Below are 14,827 nucleotides of genomic sequence, written 5' to 3' on the forward strand. Positions count from 1 at the left end.
TTTCTCCCGCGTTACCGGGCCCCGCTTGCTGTGAAGTTCAGCGCTCGGACGGGGGACAAGTGGGACCTCCCGTGCCAAGGGACTGGTCCGATGGATAGGGTCCCGAACAATGGCAGCAGGACGAGAGCGGCGCGCGGAAGCCGAGACGTTCGCGGCCCGGTTGAAGAAGCAGTGGCACCGGGCCCGCACCGGCGTGCGCCGCTCCGCCGTGGACTACTTCCGCGGGGACGGCTCGGACTGGGTCGCGCTGGCCGGCCTGCTGCTGATGATCCCGCTGATCGCGGCGGTCACCCTGGCCGACCCCGTCTGGTGCTCACCGGCCGTCCTGGTCCTCCCCATCGTCGCCGGCGGCCTGCTGCTGCGCCCGTCGAGTCTGCTCGGCCTGTACGCCGCCGCCGCGACCGCACTGATCGTCGAGTCCGTCAAACTCGGCCCCTACACCGAGGGGCCGTCGCGGGTCACCCCGGGCCTCGTGCTGGTGGTCGCGGCCTGCGGGTTCTTCGGGCTGCTGATCGCGCAGTTCCGCAGCCGGGTCGGGGTGCCGTGGCGGCGTGGCGGGACCATGCTCTTCGACCTGCGCGAACGCATCCGGGTCCAGAGCAAGTTGCCGAAACTGCCGCTGGGCTGGCACCGCGAGATGGCGCTCAGACCGGCCGGCGGGCAGTCCTTCTCCGGCGATTTCGTGGTGGCGGCCCGCACCAACGGCGGCCGCACACTCGAGGTCGTCCTCACCGACGTCTCCGGCAAGGGCATGGACGCCGGATCGCGCGCCCTGCTGCTGTCCGGGGCGTTCGGCGGACTGCTGGGATCGCTCCCACCGCACGCGTTCCTGCCCGCGGCGAACGGCTACCTCCTCCGCCAGGACTGGGACGAGGGCTTCGCGACCTCCATCCACCTGGTACTGGATCTGGAGTCCGGCGACTACGAGCTCTATTCCGCCGGACACCCGCCGGGCCTGCAGCTGAGCGCGGGCAGCGGCCGCTGGGAGGAGAAGGCGGCCGAGGGGCCGCTCCTCGGCGTCTACGACGGCGCCCAGTTCGACTCCGTGAAGGGGACGTTGCGCCCCGGGGACGTGCTGATGCTGTTCACGGACGGTCTGGTGGAGACGTCGGACCGTGACATCGTGGAAGGCATGGACCGCCTCATGGGCGAGGCCGACCGCTATGTGGCGGGCGGCTTCCGCGGCGCGGCCTGGCATCTCATCGAGGCGGTCGCCAAGGACGTGAACGACGACCGGGCGCTGCTGCTGATCTGCCGGGAGGCGGGGACGGCGCAGGCGGTGCACTGAGGAGGCACGTCCGGGATCGCGTCCCCGGTGGCCGGCGGGGTGTACTCCCTGCTCGGCCATGCCATGTGTGGTGGAAGCAGAGTCAGGGGGAGCCTGTCATGTCGCTCATGACACCGGCCGAGGTCGAAGCCGTCGCCCGCGCCGCGCACTCCGCGCAGAAGGACAAGGCCGGACGGCCCTACGCCGAGCACCTCGCGGCCGTCGCCGAGGGTGTGCGCGCCCGCGGCGGGGGAGACGAACTCGTCGCAGCCGCCTGGCTGCACGACTGCGTGGAGGACGGCGTCCTCAGCGAGGAGTGGCTCGACGCCGCCCCCTTGTCCCCCACGACGAAGGCCGTCGTGCGGGCCGTCACCAAGCGGCCCGGCGAGGAACCGCAGGCGTATGCGCGGCGCATTCTCGCCACCCCCGGCGCCCGTCTGGTGAAGGCCGCCGACCTCGCCCACAACGCGGATCCGCAGCGGCTCGCCGTCCTCGACGCCCCCACCGCGGAGCGGCTCACCCGCAAGTACGCCACCATGCGACAGTATCTCGGCCTCACCACCGATGACTGACGGATCGTCAGCAGCGACGAGCGCAACGAGCGCACAGGACGAACGGTGGACGTGAGAACGATCACTGTCGATCTGCTGTACGGATACCGCGCGATGTCCCTGCGTCGCCGGCGGGTTGACCATCGTGTACCGCTCCTCGCTGTGACGAGTTGCCGCCAAGGTGGTCGACGATGCCCCAGCGGCCGCATAGGGCGGGCCGGTTGGTGGCACGATGGTTCTGGCGGGGTGTGCAGGGGACGGCGCCCCGGGCCGGGAGAGCGGACCGACCGAGGGTGTGATCAGTTGTGGCGATTTCGCTGTCAGTGGTGTTGCTGTTGGCGATCATCCTGGTGGTGATGGTCAGAGGGGGCTCGATCAAGGCCGGACCGGCGATCGTGGCGATCCTCTTCGGGTTCTTCCTGGCCTCCACCGGCATGGCTCCGTCCATCAACCGCTTCCTGAACTCGATAGCGGACACGATCAACTCGATCCGCTTCTGAGCGGACGGGACCACGCCCGGCATCGGTCGGCCCGGCTCCGCGCGGAGCCGGGCTGGTCCGGTCCGGGCGACCTCGGCGACCGCCGCACCGGCGGACGAGCCACCGATCGCCGATCGGACCGTGGCGTCGGTGCCGTGCGGGATCCTGGTTCCCTCTCGTAAGGCGCCGTCAAGCTCGGCGGCGGCACATTGCGGCCCGGGCCGCGTTGATCCACCAGCACGCCGGCGCCTGGTCCGGAAGGGCCGGAAGCCGAGCAAGGAAGAAGATCACAAGCCGAAGGGGCACGCGGGGGACACGCCGGACCCGGAAGACCCTCCGGAAACGATCAGGGCCAGGCGGAGGAGTGATCCTCCGGCCTGGCCCTGAGCCGTTCAGAGCGGGCGACGGGAATCGAACCCGCGTAGCTAGTTTGGAAGACTAGGGCTCTACCATTGAGCTACGCCCGCAACACGACGCGCCGCAGGTCACCGACCGCGGCACAGAAGGCATCGTAGCGGGTCGCCCGCCTCGTAGGCCAACGCGTCGGGTTCGCACACGCCCTGCGAACAAACCGGCCGACTCGGCCGGGTCCGGGCATGTACCCTACGTGTCGCACCAGACGGGGTGTGGCGCAGCTTGGTAGCGCGTCCGCTTTGGGAGCGGAAGGCCGTGGGTTCAAATCCCGCCACCCCGACCACCGGCCCGGCGCCGACTCGCGTGATCGCCTTTGGGGGCGCACAGTGCCTGCGGTTACTATGCAAGCTGCGCGCCCGTGTGTCTGCACTGCCATGTCTCTCAGGCAGGGGCCCGCGAATCCGCCGAAGGCATGCCCGCCCCTCCGGGTGGCGCAGGCCCGGCAGAACCCCAAGAAGTCAGCCACAAGGAGACCGAACCGTGAAGAGCGCCGTGGAGACCCTGAACCCGACCCGGGTTCGGCTCACTGTTGAGGTGCCCTTCGAGGAGCTCAAGGACAGCCTCGACGCGGCGTACAAGAAGATCAACCAGCAGGTCACGGTGAAGGGCTTCCGCAAGGGCAAGATCCCGGCCCGGGTCATCGACCAGAGGTTCGGCCGTGGCGCCGTGCTGGAGGAGGCCGTCAACGACGCGCTGCCCAAGTTCTACACCGAGGCGGTCAACGAGGCCGAGCTCAACCCGCTGGGCCAGCCCGAGGTCGACATCACCGAGCTGAAGGACAACGAGCTGCTGTCCTTCACCGCCGAGGTCGACGTCCGCCCGACCATCGAGATCCCGGACTACTCCGGCATCGAGGTCGAGGTCGACGCCGTCGAGGTCACCGACGAGGACGTGGAGAAGTCGGTCCAGCAGCTGCGCGACCGCTTCGCCTCCACCTCCCCGGTCGAGCGCGCCGCCGAGGACGGCGACGTCGTCACGATCGATCTGGAGGCCAAGGTCGACGGCGAGGTCCTGGAGGACGGCGTCGCCAAGGACGTCTCCTACACGATCGGCTCCGGTGAGCTGCTGGAGGGTATCGACGACGCCGTGAAGGGCCTGTCGGCAGGCGAGGAGGCCACCTTCACCTCCGAGCTGAAGGGCGGCTCGGCGGCCGGCCGGGAGGCCGAGGTGACGGTCAAGGTCACCCAGGTCGCCGCCCGGGAACTGCCCGAGCTGGACGACGAGTTCGCTCAGCTCGCGTCCGAGTTCGACACGCTGGAGGAGCTGAAGGCGGACAGCCGCAAGCGCCTCGAGAACATGAAGCAGTACGACCAGGCCACGCAGGCCCAGGAGCGCGTCCTGGACAAGTTGCTCGAGCTGGTCGAGGTCCCGGTCCCCGAGAAGCTCCTCGAGGACGAGATCAACACCCGTAAGCACAACCTCGAGCACCACCAGCTCGGCCAGATGGGTCTGACCCTCGACCGGTACCTGGAGATCCAGGGCAAGACCGCAGAAGAGTTCGAGACCGAGACGCGCGAGGCCGCGATCAAGGGCATCAAGACGCAGTTCGTCCTCGACGAGCTGGTCAACAAGGAGAAGCTCAACGTCAACCAGGAGGAGCTCACCGAGCACCTCATGCGGCGCGCGGCCTCCTCCGGCATGTCCCCCGACCAGTTCGCCCAGGCGGTCGTCGAGGGCGGCCAGGTCCCGATGCTGGTCGGCGAGGTCGCCCGCGGCAAGGCCCTGGCGCTGGTCGTCGAGGCCGCGACGGTCAAGGACACCAACGGCGAGATCGTCGACCTGGACGACGAGGAGGAGTCGGAGGAGACGGAGACCTCCACGGACGCCTCCGCCGAGGCCACCGAGGCCACCGAGGGGAAGCCGGAGGCGTAACCTCCCTCGCTACGGCAGCACGGGCCCCGAGGCGCACAGCGCGCTCCGGGGCCCTTCGCCGTGTGGGGGCAGGTCGGCTGAGGGCGAGGGGAGCCCGAGGGGGCGTGGGTCTGGGGCACTGTGCGGCTGCGCCGCCATGGGGGTCCCCCTGTTCGAGCGAAGCCGAGAACTTGGGGGAGCGACCAGCCACCCACGACCCGCACCGACGCGACGGCAACACTTCCCACGGCGACAATGGACTCGGGGCACGGGGCGCAGACCCGCGACGGCCACGGGCGCGCCGGTTCCCGCACAACCAAGCCCCGGCACCACCCTCGGTCGGCCCAAGCGGAGCGCATGCGCTCACAGCGAACAGCCCCCTATGCGGGATTCCCCGACGGGACCCGCGCGTTAGGGTCCATGAATACGAGGGCAGGGGAGTCCCCGAAGCCGCCCCGCAGGGGGTCGGAAGGGGTCCCACGCCCCAGCAGGACACGTGAGACGGCCCCGTGCCGTCGTAAGACGAGCAGGTGGATACGTGACGAATCTGATGCCCTCCGCCGCCGGCGAGCCTTCCATCGGTGGCGGCCTCGGCGACCAGGTCTACAACCGGCTGCTCAACGAGCGGATCATCTTCCTCGGCCAGCCGGTGGACGACGACATCGCCAACAAGATCACCGCACAGCTGCTGCTCCTTGCCTCGGACCCGGACAAGGACATTTACCTGTACATCAACAGCCCGGGCGGCTCGATCACGGCCGGCATGGCGATCTACGACACCATGCAGTACATCAAGAACGACGTGGTGACGATCGCCATGGGCATGGCGGCCTCCATGGGGCAGTTCCTGCTCAGCGCGGGCACCCCGGGCAAGCGCTTCGCCCTGCCCAACGCCGAGATCCTGATCCACCAGCCCTCGGCCGGCCTCGCCGGCTCCGCGTCGGACATCAAGATCCACGCCGAGCGGCTGCTGCACACCAAGAAGCGCATGGCCGAGCTGACCGCCTTCCACACCGGACAGTCGGTCGAGCAGATCACCCGGGACTCGGACCGCGACCGCTGGTTCGACGCCCAGGAGGCCAAGGAGTACGGCCTCATCGACGAGGTCATCACCACCGCTGTCGGCATGCCGGGCGGCGGAGGCACCGGGGCGGGCTCGTAAGGGCTCACAGGGTCCGCTCGAGGCCCGACGGCCGCCCAGGCTGGCCGTGAGCCTCCTGCGAGGTCCCAGGGCCTGCGCAGCCGGGCAGCCGACCGGCCCCCGGATCGGTCGAGCCCGACCCCGCCGGTCCGCCCGGGCACGTGAGGGCTCCCGGCCCCCGGCACTGCCACAGGCTCCCCCAGGGGCCAGGTCGGCGCCCGAGGACCCCCAGCGGTCCCAGGGCCCGGCAGCAGCCGCGGCGGCCGTACAGGACCCACAAGGACCCGAACAGCCCACAGCGCCCCTCCAGCCCCCAGCCACCGCCCCAGCCCCTTTCAGGAGACACCGTGAACGACTTCCCCGGCAGCGGCATCTACGACCGTGCGCGCGCCGAGTACACCGGCCCCGCGGCCGAGTCCCGTTACGTCATTCCGCGCTTCGTCGAGCGCACCTCACAGGGCATCCGCGAGTACGACCCGTACGCGAAGCTCTTCGAGGAGCGCGTGATCTTCCTCGGCGTCCAGATCGACGACGCCTCCGCCAACGACGTCATGGCGCAGCTGCTGTGCCTGGAGTCGATGGACCCCGACCGTGACATCTCGGTCTACATCAACAGCCCCGGCGGTTCCTTCACCGCGCTCACGGCCATCTACGACACGATGCAGTTCGTGAAGCCGGACATCCAGACGGTCTGCATGGGTCAGGCCGCTTCCGCCGCCGCGGTGCTGCTGGCCGCGGGCACCCCCGGCAAGCGCATGGCGCTGCCGAACGCCCGGGTGCTGATCCACCAGCCCTACAGCGAGACCGGCCGCGGCCAGGTCTCCGACCTGGAGATCGCCGCCAACGAGATCCTCCGGATGCGGACCCAGCTGGAGGAGATGCTGGCCAAGCACTCCACCCAGCCGATCGAGAAGATCCGCGAGGACATCGAGCGCGACAAGATCCTCACGGCCGAGGACGCGCTGCAGTACGGCCTGATCGACCAGATCATCTCGACCCGGAAGATGAACAACACCGAGATCCGCTGACTCGAATCCCCGTGATTCGTGACCGGACCTGTATCGTCTGCCGCCCCTTGACACGGTTTGCCCCGGCCCACGTCGAAGCGAACCGTGCCAAGGGGGGCCGAACGGGGGGCCCGGCAAGGTACCGTCGGACATAAGGCAGCACCAGGAGCCGCTGGACGTAAGGCGTCTCCCAGGCGAAGGGGAAGCACACCGTGGCACGCATCGGTGACGGCGGCGATCTGCTCAAGTGCTCGTTCTGCGGCAAGAGCCAGAAGCAGGTCAAGAAGCTCATCGCAGGCCCCGGTGTGTACATCTGCGACGAGTGCATCGATCTCTGCAACGAGATCATCGAGGAGGAGCTCGCCGAGACGAGCGAGGTGCGCTGGGAGGAGCTTCCCAAGCCCCGCGAGATCTACGAGTTCCTCGAGGGGTACGTGGTCGGCCAGGAGGCGGCCAAGAAGGCGCTGTCCGTCGCGGTGTACAACCACTACAAGCGGGTCCAGGCCGGTGAGAACGGCGGCGCCCAGGGCCGCGACGACGCCATCGAGTTGGCCAAGTCGAACATCCTGCTGCTGGGCCCCACGGGCTCCGGCAAGACGCTGCTCGCCCAGACCCTGGCCCGCATGCTGAACGTCCCGTTCGCCATCGCCGACGCGACGGCGCTGACGGAGGCGGGCTACGTCGGCGAGGACGTCGAGAACATCCTGCTGAAGCTCATCCAGGCGGCCGACTACGACGTCAAGAAGGCCGAGACGGGCATCATCTACATCGATGAGATCGACAAGGTGGCCCGCAAGAGCGAGAACCCGTCGATCACCCGGGACGTGAGCGGCGAGGGCGTCCAGCAGGCCCTGCTGAAGATCCTGGAGGGCACGACGGCCTCGGTCCCGCCCCAGGGCGGCCGCAAGCACCCGCACCAGGAGTTCATCCAGATCGACACGACGAACGTGCTGTTCATCGTGGGCGGCGCGTTCGCGGGCCTGGAGAAGATCATCGAGTCACGGGCCGGCGCCAAGGGCATCGGCTTCGGCGCCACGATCCGCTCGAAGCGCGAACTGGAGGCCAAGGACCAGTTCGAGGACGTCATGCCCGAGGACCTGGTGAAGTTCGGGATGATCCCCGAGTTCATCGGCCGTCTCCCGGTCATCACCTCGGTCCACAACCTCGACCGCAAGGCCCTGCTGCAGATCCTTGTCGAGCCGCGTAACGCGCTGGTGAAGCAGTACCAACGGCTCTTCGAACTCGACGGTGTGGAGCTGGACTTCGAACGCGAGGCCCTCGAAGCGATCGCCGACCAGGCGATCCTGCGCCAGACGGGCGCCCGGGGTCTGCGCGCCATCATGGAGGAGGTCCTCCAGGCGGTGATGTACGAGGTCCCGTCCCGCAAGGACGTGGCCCGCGTCGTCATCACCGCCGACGTGGTGCTCCGCAACGTCAACCCGACCCTGATTCCGCGGGACGCGCGCGGGCGCGGCCCGGGCGAGCAGAAGACGGCGTAGCCACCGCCCGGCACGAACCGGCCCGGGACCGACACCCGAGCCGGCCCCCGGACGAGGAAGGGGCCCCGGTCGACCGACCGGGGCCCCTTCACCGTTGCGGCGCAGGGCGTCAGGCCTTGACGCGCACGTCGTTGCGGAGCTTGCGGGTGATGTCGGCCGCGGTGTCCTTCGACACGTCGGCCGCGTTGTTGCCCGGGGAGACCATGGCCATCGTGCTGTAGTCCGCCCAGGCGCAGAACCAGTCGGTCTGCTGCTGCTTGGTGAGCTGGTTGGTCCCCTTGGCCGCCTGGCACTTCATGACCGCGCCGTCGATGTCGACCGACTCGGGCTCGCCGACCAGTTCGCTCTTGCCCGCGGCACTGCTGCCGGACGAGTTCTTCTGGAAGTCCTTCTTGATCTGGGCGAAGTACGCGTCCAGGGACGCCTTCGGATCGGCGATCTTGCCATAGGCCCCGATGAGCGTGACGCCCTTGGCCGTGAGCAGCTTGGACTTGTCGGGCAGGGTCGAAGGATTGTTCGGGTCGTAGTGGCTCAGGTCGGCCGTCGAGTAGGCGCCGAAGACGGCGGTGCCGTTCTTGACGCCGCTCTTCTCCAGGTCCTTGGCGGTACTGGAACTGGTGTCGCGGGTGTCGCTCTCCTTGGTCGCCCGGGTGTACTCGCCGAGCACCTTCTGCGGCGTCGTCAGCTTGTGAGGACCGTCGTCCGCGAGACCGGACGACCCACCAGCGCCGATGACGAAGTACGCCCCCACCGCGATCGCCGCCACCACCGCCACCGCGCCGATGATCAGCCCCGTCTTCTTCCTGCCACCCCCTGGGACCGGGGGCTGCGGGACGCCGTAGGGCTGCTGCTGGCCGTAGGGCGGCTGGCCGTACGGAGGCTGCTGGGCGTAGGGCGGCTGCGGTTGCTGGGCGTACGGGTTCTGCTGGGGCGGGGCGGCCTGCGGGGGCTGCGGGTAGCCGTAGCCGGGCGCCGGCGGGGTCTGCTGGGGGTAGCCGTAGCCGGGCTGCGGCTGCGGGGCCTGCGGCGGCTGGCCGTAGGGGCCCGGCTGCCCCTGCCCCGGCTGACCGTACGGCCCCGGCTGCCCCTGCCCCGGCTGACCGTACGGTCCGGGCTGCTGGGGCTGCCCGCCGTACGGGCCCGGCTGGTTGTAGCTCATGTCCTGGGTTCCCCTCCAGACGCTTGTGTGGCCCTGACATCCTGGCGCAGGCCGGGGAACGCCGGGTCGCCAGGGGGCTCGCCGTTACGAAAGAATCGCGTTTCGGGACGGGGCCGTGACACCTCTAAACTGACCCCCGTGACCGAGAACGCTCAGCAGCAGCCATCAGCGCCCCACACCGAACTGCCGACCCAGTACGCGCCGGCCGATGTAGAGGGGCCGCTGTACGAGCGCTGGGTAGAGCGGGGCTACTTCGAGGCCGACGCGAAGAGCGAGAAGCCTCCGTACACCATCGTCATCCCGCCGCCGAACGTCACCGGCAGCCTGCACCTGGGGCACGCCTTCCAGCACACGCTCATGGACGCCCTCACCCGCCGCAAGCGGATGCAGGGCTACGAGACGCTGTGGCTGCCGGGCATGGACCACGCCGGCATCGCCACCCAGAACAAGGTCGAGCAGCAGCTCGCCGGTGAGGGCAAGTCCCGCTACGACCTGGGACGTGAGGCGTTCGTCGAGCGCGTGTGGCAGTGGAAGGAGGAGTACGGCGGCAGGATCCTCGGCCAGATGCGCCGCCTCGGTGACGGCGTCGACTGGTCACGTGAGCGCTTCACCATGGACGAGGGCCTCTCGCGCGCCGTCCAGACGATCTTCAAGCGGCTCTACGACGACGGGCTGATCTACCGCGCCGAGCGGATCATCAACTGGTGCCCGCGCTGCCTGACCGCGATCTCCGACATCGAGGTCGAGTACCAGGAGCGCGACGGCGAGCTGGTCTCCATCCGCTACGGCGACGGGGAGAACGCGATCGTCGTGGCCACCACCCGCGCCGAGACGATGCTCGGTGACACGGCCGTCGCCGTCCACCCCGACGACGAGCGGTACCGGCACCTGGTCGGCACCGAGATCGAGCTGCCGCTCACCGGCCGCCGCATCCCGATCGTCGCGGACGAGCACGTCGATCCCGAGTTCGGTACCGGCGCCGTCAAGGTCACCCCGGCCCACGACCCGAACGACTTCGAGATCGGCCAGCGGCACGGCCTGCCGTCGCTGACGGTCATGGACGACCACGGCGTGATCACCGCGCACGGCCCGTTCCAGGGCCTGGACCGGCTGGAGGCGCGCAGCGCCGTCGTCGGCACCCTGCGCGAGCAGGGCCGGATCGTCGCCGAGAAGCGCCCGTACGTCCACTCCGTCGGCCACTGCTCGCGCTGCCACACCATCGTCGAGCCCCGGCTGTCGATGCAGTGGTGGGTCAAGGTCGCCCCGTTGGCGAAGGCCGCGGGTGACGCAGTGCGCGAAGGCCGGGTGACGATCCACCCGGCCGATATGTCGAAGCGGTACTTCGACTGGGTCGACAACATGCACGACTGGTGCATCTCGCGCCAGCTCTGGTGGGGCCACCGCATCCCCATCTGGTACGGCCCCGACGGCGAGACCGTCTGCGTCGGTCCGGACGAGCAGCCGCCCTCCGGTGAGGGCTGGACGCAGGATTCGGACGTCCTGGACACGTGGTTCTCCTCCGGCCTGTGGCCGTTCTCCACGCTCGGCTGGCCGGAGGAGACCGCCGACCTGGCGAAGTTCTACCCGACCGACGTGCTGCTCACCGGGCACGACATCATCTTCTTCTGGGTCGCCCGGATGATGATGTTCGGCCTGTACGCGATGGACGGCGAGATCCCGTTCCACACCATCGCGCTGACCGGGCTGGTCCGCGACGAGTTCGGCAAGAAGATGTCGAAGTCCAACCCGAACGCGGTCGACCCGCTGGTGTGGATGGACCGGTACGGCTCGGACGCGGTCCGCTTCACCCTCGCCCGTGGCGCCAACCCGGGCGCGGACGTGCCGATCGGCGAGGACTGGGTCCAGGGCTCGCGCAACTTCTGCAACAAGATCTGGAACGCGACCCGCTTCGCGCTGATGAACGGGGCGACCCTCGAGGGCCCGCTGCCCTCGCCCGAGCGGATGTCGGCCACCGACCGCTGGATCCTGTCCCGACTCAACTCGGTCGTCGCCGAAGTCGACGCCTTCTACGACGACTACCAGTTCGCCAAGGTCAGCGACGCCCTCTTCCACTTCGCGTGGGACGAGGTCTTCGACTGGTACGTGGAGCTGTCCAAGACCACCTTCCAAGCGGGCGGCGAGGCGGCCGAGGTCAGCAAGCGGGTCCTCGGCGAGGTCCTGGACGTCACGCTGAAGCTGCTGCACCCGATCGTGCCGTTCGTCACCGAGACGCTGTGGACCACCCTCACGGGCGGTGAGTCGGTCGTCATCGCGGACTGGCCCAAGGACAGTGGCTTCCGGGACCAGACGGCCGAGAAGGAGATCGAGACCCTCCAGTCGGTGATCACCGAGGTCCGCCGCTTCCGCGCCGACCAGGGCCTCCAGCCGGGCCAGCGGGTCCCGGCCCGCCTGACCCTGGACGGCACGGCGCTGGCCCCGCACGAGGCCGCCATCCGGCAGCTGCTGCGCCTGCAGCCGGAGGGTGAGGGCTTCACGGCCACGGCGACCCTGCCGGTGGCGGGGTCCACGGTGGCGCTGGACCTGTCCGGCACGATCGATGTGGCCGCCGAGCGGAAGCGTCTCGCCAAGGACCTCGCCGCCGCCGAGAAGGAGAAGGCCCAGGCCACGGCGAAGCTGGGGAACGAGGCGTTCCTGGCCAAGGCGCCGGAGCCGGTGGTGGAGAAGATCCGTACGCGGCTGGCCAAGGCCGAGGAGGACATCGCGCGGATCCAGGCCCAGCTGGAGCGGTTGCCGCAGGCGTAGGTGTACGTTCCCGAAGCCCCCGGAGCTGCTGCGGTTCCGGGGGCTTCGCTTGCCCGGGGGCAGGTCGCGCAACCCGGCGCTGACGTGGTGCCTCCCCCAAGCCCTTCAGCAGGGGGTACCCCCAGCGCCCACCCTCCCCCAAGCTCTCGGCTTCGCTCGAGCAGGGGGACCCCCATCGCCCCAGCGGCACGACTGCCCGCCGCTCCCTGTACGTAGACTGGCCCCGTGAGTGACCTGCCCCCGCGCGACCCCAACGAGAGCGATCCCTTCGAGCAGATCGTCGAGGCCGAGACCGACCGCGACCCCGATCTCGCGATGATCGAGGCCGGCAGCCGTACCCTGCGCACCCAGGGCGGCCCGCCGCAGGCCGATGTGCCCACGCGACCCGAGGACCCCGAGGTCGACAAGGCCCTGCGCGAGGTCGAGGCCGAGCTGGCGACCCGCTGGGGCGAGACCAAGCTGGAGCCGTCCGTCAGCCGTATCTCCGCGCTGATGGACGTCCTGGGGGAGCCACAGCGCTCGTACCCCTCCATCCACATCACGGGCACCAACGGCAAGACCTCCACCGCACGCATGATCGAGGCCCTTCTCGGCGCCTTCGAGCTGCGCACCGGCCGGTACACGAGCCCGCACGTCCAGTCGATCACCGAGCGCATCAGCCTGGACGGCGCCCCGATCTCCGCCGAGCGGTTCGTGGAGACGTACCAGGACATCAAGCCGTACATCGAGATGGTCGACGCCTCGCAGGAGTACCGGCTGTCCTTCTTCGAGGTGCTCACCGGCATGGCGTACGCCGCCTTCGCGGACGCGCCCGTGGACGTCGCGGTCGTCGAGGTCGGCATGGGCGGCAGCTGGGACGCCACCAACGTGATCGACGGGGACGTCGCCGTCGTCACCCCCATCGACCTGGACCACACCGACCGGCTCGGCTCCACGCCCGGCGAGATCGCCGGGGAGAAGGCCGGGATCATCAAGGCCGGCTCCACCGTCATCCTCGCCCAGCAGCCGGTCGACGCGGCCCAGGTGCTGCTGAAGAAGGCCGTGGAGGTGGACGCGACCGTGGCTCGTGAGGGGCTGGAGTTCGGAGTCGTGTCGCGGCAGGTCGCGGTCGGCGGGCAGCTCCTCACGCTGCGCGGCCTCGGTGGCGAGTACGACGAGGTGTACCTGCCGCTGCACGGCCCCTACCAGGCCCACAACGCCGCCGTGGCGCTCGCCGCGGTCGAGGCGTTCTTCGGCGTCGGCTCCCAGCGCCCCGAGCCGCTGGAGATCGACACGATCCGCAAGGCCTTCGCGGCGGTGTCGTCCCCGGGCCGCCTGGAGGTCGTACGGCGCTCCCCGACGGTCGTCCTGGACGCCGCCCACAACCCGGCGGGCGCCCGGGCCACCGCGGAGGCGGTGAGCGAGGCGTTCGACTTCAGCCGGCTGATCGGGGTCGTGGGGGCGAGCGGCGACAAGAACGTACGGGGGCTGCTCGAGGCCTTCGAGCCGATCTTCGCCGAGGTCGTGGTCGCCCAGAACTCCAGCCACCGCGCGATGGACGCGGACGAGCTGGCCGCGATCGCCGTGGAGGTCTTCGGTGAGGAGCGCGTCCAGGTCGAGCCGAGGCTGCCGGACGCGCTGGAGGCCGCGATCACACTGGCCGAGGAGGAGGGGGAGTACGCGGGCGCCGGCGTGCTCGTCACCGGTTCCGTCATCACCGTCGGCGAGGCCCGCCTGCTGCTGGGGAAGGGCTGACCTCTCGTGCGTACGCTGTGTGCTTCGACCCTGATCGGCGAGTTCTTCGTCATCGGTTTCGCCGGGCTGGTCGCCATGAAGGACCCGGGCCTGTCCACGGGCACGGTGTGGACGGTCTGCGGGATCGCCATGGTGCTGAGCATCCTGCTGTGCGGCGTGATCACCCGGCCGGGCGGGGTCCAGCTGGGCTGGGCGCTGCAGATCGCGCTGATCGCCTCCGGGTTCTTCGTCCCGGCGATGTTCTTCATGGGCGCGGTCTTCGCCGCCCTGTGGTGGGCGTCGGTCCACTACGGGCGGAAGATCGACGAGGCGAAGGCCCGCTTCTCGGCCGAGGGCAGCCGGAACAGCCCGTCCGGCGCTTGAGGAGTTCGAGGACGAGGCCGTTCAGGCCGAAGCGGGGGTCCGGGGGCGCAGCCCCCCGGTCGGCCACCGCGCCAGAGGGCACCTGACGCTGCGTAACGTCCACCCACACCTGCCCTGTAACCTCTACGCACCGAAAACCTTGGTAAAGGAGCCCTCTCGTGACCTCGCGCACCCTCGTCCTCCTCAAGCCCGACGCCGTTCGTCGCGGGCTGATCGGCGAGATCATCGGCCGTATCGAGCGCAAGGCCGGCTGGACCATCAGCGCGCTGGACATGCGCACCCTGGACCAGGACACGCTGGAGCAGCACTACGGCGAGCACAAGGGCAAGCCGTTCTACGAGCCGCTGGTGGAGTTCATGGCATCCGGGCCGGTCGTCGCGCTCGTCGTCGAGGGCGAACGGGTCATCGAGGGCGTGCGCGCGCTCGCCGGCGCCACCGACCCCCTCGCCGCCGCTCCGGGCTCCATCCGCGGCGACTTCGGTGTGATCGTCCGCGAGAACCTCATCCACGCCTCCGACTCCGAGGAGTCCGCCGAGCGCGAGCTGAAGATCTTCTTTCCCGGGCGCTTCTGAGCCCAAGAATGATGAACTTCCGAAGCC

General features: G+C 69.6%; 12 protein-coding genes and 2 tRNA genes. 12 read left to right on the forward strand and 2 right to left on the reverse strand.

The window, feature by feature from the left end; all coding sequences use genetic code 11:
* Positions 1–109: 109 nt before the first annotated feature.
* The 3 genes from ACZ7L1_RS20495 to ACZ7L1_RS20505 all read left to right on the forward strand — a co-directional run bounded on the left by ACZ7L1_RS20495 (position 110) and on the right by ACZ7L1_RS20505 (position 2,318).
* Positions 110–1,288, forward strand: a complete 1,179-nt coding sequence (locus ACZ7L1_RS20495; protein WP_471438991.1) for a SpoIIE family protein phosphatase — start codon at positions 110–112, stop codon at positions 1,286–1,288.
* A 98-nt stretch (positions 1,289–1,386) separates the two neighbouring features.
* Positions 1,387–1,839 (forward strand): HD domain-containing protein, encoded by a 453-nt coding sequence (locus ACZ7L1_RS20500; RefSeq protein WP_471438993.1) that lies wholly within the window; start codon positions 1,387–1,389, stop codon positions 1,837–1,839.
* 284 nt (positions 1,840–2,123) lie between these two features.
* The gene (locus tag ACZ7L1_RS20505) at positions 2,124–2,318 is read left to right on the forward strand and encodes a hypothetical protein (protein ID WP_103842525.1); all 195 of its coding nucleotides are present in this window, start codon (positions 2,124–2,126) and stop codon (positions 2,316–2,318) included.
* A 375-nt stretch (positions 2,319–2,693) separates the two neighbouring features.
* Here the strand turns inward: ACZ7L1_RS20505 and ACZ7L1_RS20510 are convergent.
* A tRNA-Gly gene (locus tag ACZ7L1_RS20510) sits at positions 2,694–2,764 on the reverse strand.
* Positions 2,765–2,917: 153 nt separating this feature from the next.
* Here ACZ7L1_RS20510 and ACZ7L1_RS20515 point away from each other — a divergent pair.
* The 5 genes from ACZ7L1_RS20515 to clpX all read left to right on the forward strand — a co-directional run bounded on the left by ACZ7L1_RS20515 (position 2,918) and on the right by clpX (position 8,209).
* Positions 2,918–2,994, forward strand: a tRNA-Pro gene (locus ACZ7L1_RS20515).
* 197 nt (positions 2,995–3,191) lie between these two features.
* Positions 3,192–4,583 (forward strand): trigger factor, encoded by a 1,392-nt coding sequence (tig, locus tag ACZ7L1_RS20520; RefSeq protein WP_471438995.1) that lies wholly within the window; start codon positions 3,192–3,194, stop codon positions 4,581–4,583.
* A gap of 529 nt (positions 4,584–5,112) precedes the next feature.
* Positions 5,113–5,724, forward strand: a complete 612-nt coding sequence (locus ACZ7L1_RS20525; protein WP_200417786.1) for an ATP-dependent Clp protease proteolytic subunit — start codon at positions 5,113–5,115, stop codon at positions 5,722–5,724.
* Between the two features lie 326 nt (positions 5,725–6,050).
* A complete protein-coding gene (locus ACZ7L1_RS20530; RefSeq protein WP_471438996.1) occupies positions 6,051–6,731 on the forward strand; it encodes an ATP-dependent Clp protease proteolytic subunit in 681 nt (226 codons plus the stop codon).
* A gap of 191 nt (positions 6,732–6,922) precedes the next feature.
* Positions 6,923–8,209 (forward strand): ATP-dependent Clp protease ATP-binding subunit ClpX, encoded by a 1,287-nt coding sequence (clpX, locus tag ACZ7L1_RS20535; protein ID WP_200417377.1) that lies wholly within the window; start codon positions 6,923–6,925, stop codon positions 8,207–8,209.
* 109 nt (positions 8,210–8,318) lie between these two features.
* Here the strand turns inward: clpX and ACZ7L1_RS20540 are convergent, their stop codons facing one another.
* On the reverse strand, positions 8,319–9,368 hold the full coding sequence (locus ACZ7L1_RS20540) for a hypothetical protein (protein ID WP_471438998.1): 1,050 nt from the start codon (positions 9,366–9,368) through the stop codon (positions 8,319–8,321).
* A 138-nt stretch (positions 9,369–9,506) separates the two neighbouring features.
* On the opposite strand from ACZ7L1_RS20540, the gene ACZ7L1_RS20545 reads away from it, so the two are divergent.
* The 4 genes from ACZ7L1_RS20545 (at position 9,507) to ndk (ending at position 14,800) form a co-directional block, all read left to right on the forward strand.
* Positions 9,507–12,131: a valine--tRNA ligase gene (locus ACZ7L1_RS20545; protein ID WP_471439000.1), complete on the forward strand. Its 2,625-nt coding sequence runs from the start codon at positions 9,507–9,509 to the stop codon at positions 12,129–12,131.
* Positions 12,132–12,356: 225 nt separating this feature from the next.
* Positions 12,357–13,865, forward strand: coding sequence for a bifunctional tetrahydrofolate synthase/dihydrofolate synthase (gene folC / locus ACZ7L1_RS20550; protein ID WP_471439001.1), 1,509 nt, complete (start codon positions 12,357–12,359; stop codon positions 13,863–13,865).
* Positions 13,866–13,871: 6 nt separating this feature from the next.
* Positions 13,872–14,228: a DUF4233 domain-containing protein gene (locus tag ACZ7L1_RS20555; protein ID WP_471439003.1), complete on the forward strand. Its 357-nt coding sequence runs from the start codon at positions 13,872–13,874 to the stop codon at positions 14,226–14,228.
* A gap of 158 nt (positions 14,229–14,386) precedes the next feature.
* Positions 14,387–14,800, forward strand: a complete 414-nt coding sequence (gene ndk / locus ACZ7L1_RS20560; RefSeq protein ID WP_471439004.1) for a nucleoside-diphosphate kinase — start codon at positions 14,387–14,389, stop codon at positions 14,798–14,800.
* Positions 14,801–14,827 lie beyond the last annotated feature (27 nt).

The organism is Streptomyces sp. NPDC107546 (assembly GCF_055639175.1).